The 3,294-nt window shown below is 62.7% G+C and carries 3 protein-coding genes; all 3 read left to right on the top strand.

The annotated features are described in order from the left end of the window. Positions 1-559 precede the first annotated feature (559 nt). The 3 genes from AC1DY5_RS48350 to AC1DY5_RS48340 all read left to right on the top strand — a co-directional run bounded on the left by AC1DY5_RS48350 (position 560) and on the right by AC1DY5_RS48340 (position 3,291). Entirely contained in the window at positions 560-1,660 is a 1,101-nt protein-coding gene (locus tag AC1DY5_RS48350) for a J domain-containing protein (protein ID WP_478121453.1), read from the top strand. A gap of 565 nt (positions 1,661-2,225) precedes the next feature. Further along, positions 2,226-2,750: a winged helix-turn-helix domain-containing protein gene (locus AC1DY5_RS48345; protein WP_478121452.1), complete on the top strand. Its 525-nt coding sequence runs from the start codon at positions 2,226-2,228 to the stop codon at positions 2,748-2,750. Then, the gene (locus AC1DY5_RS48340) at positions 2,635-3,291 is read left to right on the top strand and encodes an IS630 family transposase (RefSeq protein ID WP_478121451.1); all 657 of its coding nucleotides are present in this window, start codon (positions 2,635-2,637) and stop codon (positions 3,289-3,291) included. Before AC1DY5_RS48345 ends, AC1DY5_RS48340 begins: the two co-directional genes overlap by 116 nt. The last annotated feature ends 3 nt before the right edge of the window (positions 3,292-3,294 follow it).

Raw genomic sequence — 3,294 nt, 5'->3', positions numbered from 1 at the left:
CTTGGACAACAAGTCGGCCCGGGGCTGATAGACGCTTTAGTCAAGGTCACCATTTCTATCATTGCTTTTTGCTGTCATAGGACTGGCCTGACCTCGCTGCATGCGGCTGCCCTCTCTCTCCACGGCTCGGTTCCCGCCGCACGGCCTCCAACGGGCTCACAGCATTCGGACCGCCCCAGCGCGGGCCTCCTTTCGACGCGGCGAACTCATAGGGTYCACGCTTCAGGAGTGTCTGCGGCAGATGTAGGCCCTGTCAGTTCGCCACGGTCTACACTGACTGACGCGACGAATCGCTCGAGAAGAACTGTTGCGCAACCTGAGTACGCAGTTCGACGGCCAGCCCAAGCGGACTGTCCGCGAACTCTTCCCTGAAAGCGATCAGAGCGCCGCGGACAGTCTCCGACGAAAGAGCATGCAGGGAGGCGCCCAGTACCGCTTTAGGGGCCATGTTGTCGGTGGTCTGAACCCGCATCTATTCGGCGACGAGGGCGCGTTTCGTTTCGGAACGTTGGTGGGGGATTGATCATCGACAATTGCGCCTTTGCCCTGAGACTGGCCCATGTCCCGCAACACCCTGCAAATCTCTGCCGGCCAGGCCGGCCCGACGTTGACGCCGCAGCAGAAGCGATTCAACACGCTGATCCGACAGATCGAACAGGCACGCGAGACGTTGGCGGCGTGGCACGACAACATCGGCTTGTACCGTCAAGCTCATGCGCAGGTGCTGCTGCCGCTGGAGACCGAGCTGATGGCCGCACGCAGGCAATGGGTCTTCGCGCTGGATGAACTTCTCGGCCAACGCGGGTGGACCAAGGCGGAGCGCGACACGCTGAGCGAGTTGGTGCGCGACTCCGCGGGCGCACTGCTGCATGCGTGCGACGACGATGAAGAGTTGAAGGCGCTGTTCTCCAAGCACGCCGAGGTCGACTTCGACACCGAGCGGCAGCAGATGGTGCGGGCTATGAAGGACATGACGCAAGCCATGACCGGCCTGGACCTGGGCGACGACGAGGGAATCGATACGCATGCCGATCTGTTCGAGCGCATGCAGCAAGGGCTGCGGCAGAGAGCGGCGGCGGAGGAGGCCGAACGCGGCACCCAGGCCGCGCGCCGTCGCAAGAACGTCGCGCAGCAGCGGCGTGAAGCCGAAGCGCAACAGGCCACGCAGTCCGTGCGTGAGATCTTCCGCAAGCTCGCCAGCGCCTTGCACCCCGACCGCGAGACCGATACACGACAACGCGAAGTCAAGACCGTGCTGATGCAGAAGGTGAACCAGGCCTATGCGGCCAACGATCTGCTCACATTGCTGGAGCTGCAGTTGCAGATCGAGCAGATCGATGCAGGCCACATCGCGAATGCCAGCGTCCAGAGATTGAAGCACTACAACAAGGTGCTGAGCGAGCAACTGGAGGAACTGAGAGCTGAGGTCGAGCGCGTCGAGATGGGGTTCCGGATCGACTTCGGGCTGGAAGCTGGGTGGGGAATGAGCCCGCGCAAACTGGGCCAGTTGCTCGAGCAGAACGGCCGGCAGTTGCGTGCCGAGCTGAGCCAACAGCATCGCGACATGCGCATGCTGGTAGATCGGGCGGCGACCAAGCGCTGGCTCAAACGGCAGCGGCAACTGCTGCACGAGGACAATTTGGACTTCGAACTGTTTTGACCGATGCGGTAGTCGGTGCCAGCTGTCCGCGGCGAAACTCATGCTGCCGAGCGTCCAGCGTGCGACCGCTTCAGAGCGGCTCGCGCTGAGCGAGCACGGGCGCGTCACGCGCGCAATCCGGATACGCGCATCCACGAGCAAGCAAGCAAGAGCACGCCGACGCACGACCGTCATCAGAGGCGCGCAAGATGTTTCGAAGAAGCCCTTACCTGGACCGACTGCCCGGTGATCAACGGGGCGATGTCCCAACTGGTCCACCAAGGCCCACGTGAATCCCTACACAGGCAAGGCCGGCTCGAACTGAATTCGGTTGCGCGAAGGGACTGCGCGCCTAGGCCACTTACACTGCCCCGATGCGCGGATGTCCGCGCTGATCCTCGACCGTTTGAGCCTCTGGTGTTGAGGATGGAAGGCCGGACTGGTGCCAGCGATATCGACAACGCAGCGGAGCGTGCGGATGTTTGTCGCTGGTGAGTGCGACGGCACGCCAACAAGCGCCTCTTATACCAATTTGCGTTCAATAGATTAGATATGATGTCAGCCCACGAACCTCAAGGAGTCGTGGATGAAGACATTAATCGTGGGTGATAAGCCGACTGTTGAGCGCTTGGCGGAACGGCTCAAGCGAGCCGGCAGTCATGCGGAGTACCAGCGCATCCAGTGCGTGCTCATCCGGGCGACTCTGGGCAGCTCAGCTGCGCAGATCGCCGAGTTGTTGGGCTGGTCCACTGCGACGGTGCATGTCCTGCACTCGCGCTGGTCGAAGGAGGGAGATGCCATCTTCGATCTGCGCGGGCGTGGCGGCAGGCATCACCAGCACCTCAGCCCCGAGCAAGAGCAGCAACTTCTGGCGCCCTTCGTCAAGCGTGCCGAGGCGGGCGGGATGCTGACGGTGGCGGAGATCCAGCAGGCTTACCAGGACCAACTGGGCAAGCAGGTGGCCCCCTCTACGGTTTACCGACTTCTGGATCGCCATGGTTGGCGCAAGGTGGTGCCGCGCCCGCGGCACCCCAAGGCAGATGTGGCGGCGCAGGTCGCCTTTAAAAAAACTGCGCCGCACGGTACGCCAAGAGGTCGTGCGCCAGGCTGAACGCGGGCGCCAGGTGCGCYTGATGTTCCAGGACGAAGGCCGATTCGGCCTGCTGGGCAGCCCTCGGCGCTGCTGGGCACCTCACGGCACACGGCCGGTGGTCGGCGCGCGACTGGAACGCAAGTACATCTACGCCTTCAGCGCCGTCAGCCCGCACGACGGCGTGCTGGACAGCCTGGTGCTGCCCTGGGTCAGCGCCGAGACGATGTCGCTGTTCCTGAGCGAGGTGGCGCAGCGCCACGCTGCGGAATTCATCGTGATGGTCATGGACCAAGCGGGCTGGCACATCGCCGGTGATCTTGCCGTGCCGCAGAACATGCGATTGATCTTCCTGCCCCCGTACAGCCCGGAGCTCAACCCCGCTGAGCACCTGTGGGAGTCGTTGCGCGAGGACTGCTTCGCCAACCACGTCTTCGCCAATCTGGACGCCGTCGAAAGCGCCCTGACCCACGGGCTCGTCGCCCTCGAATCCAATCCAACGAAAACCCAGTCAATGACTGGGTTCGAATGGATAACTTCTATATCTTTGAACGCAATTTAGTAT

It is taken from the genome of Variovorax sp. P4_D9, assembly GCF_056401695.1.
Note: the sequence above shows the minus strand (reverse complement) of the source record. Positions and strands in the feature narration are given on the sequence as shown.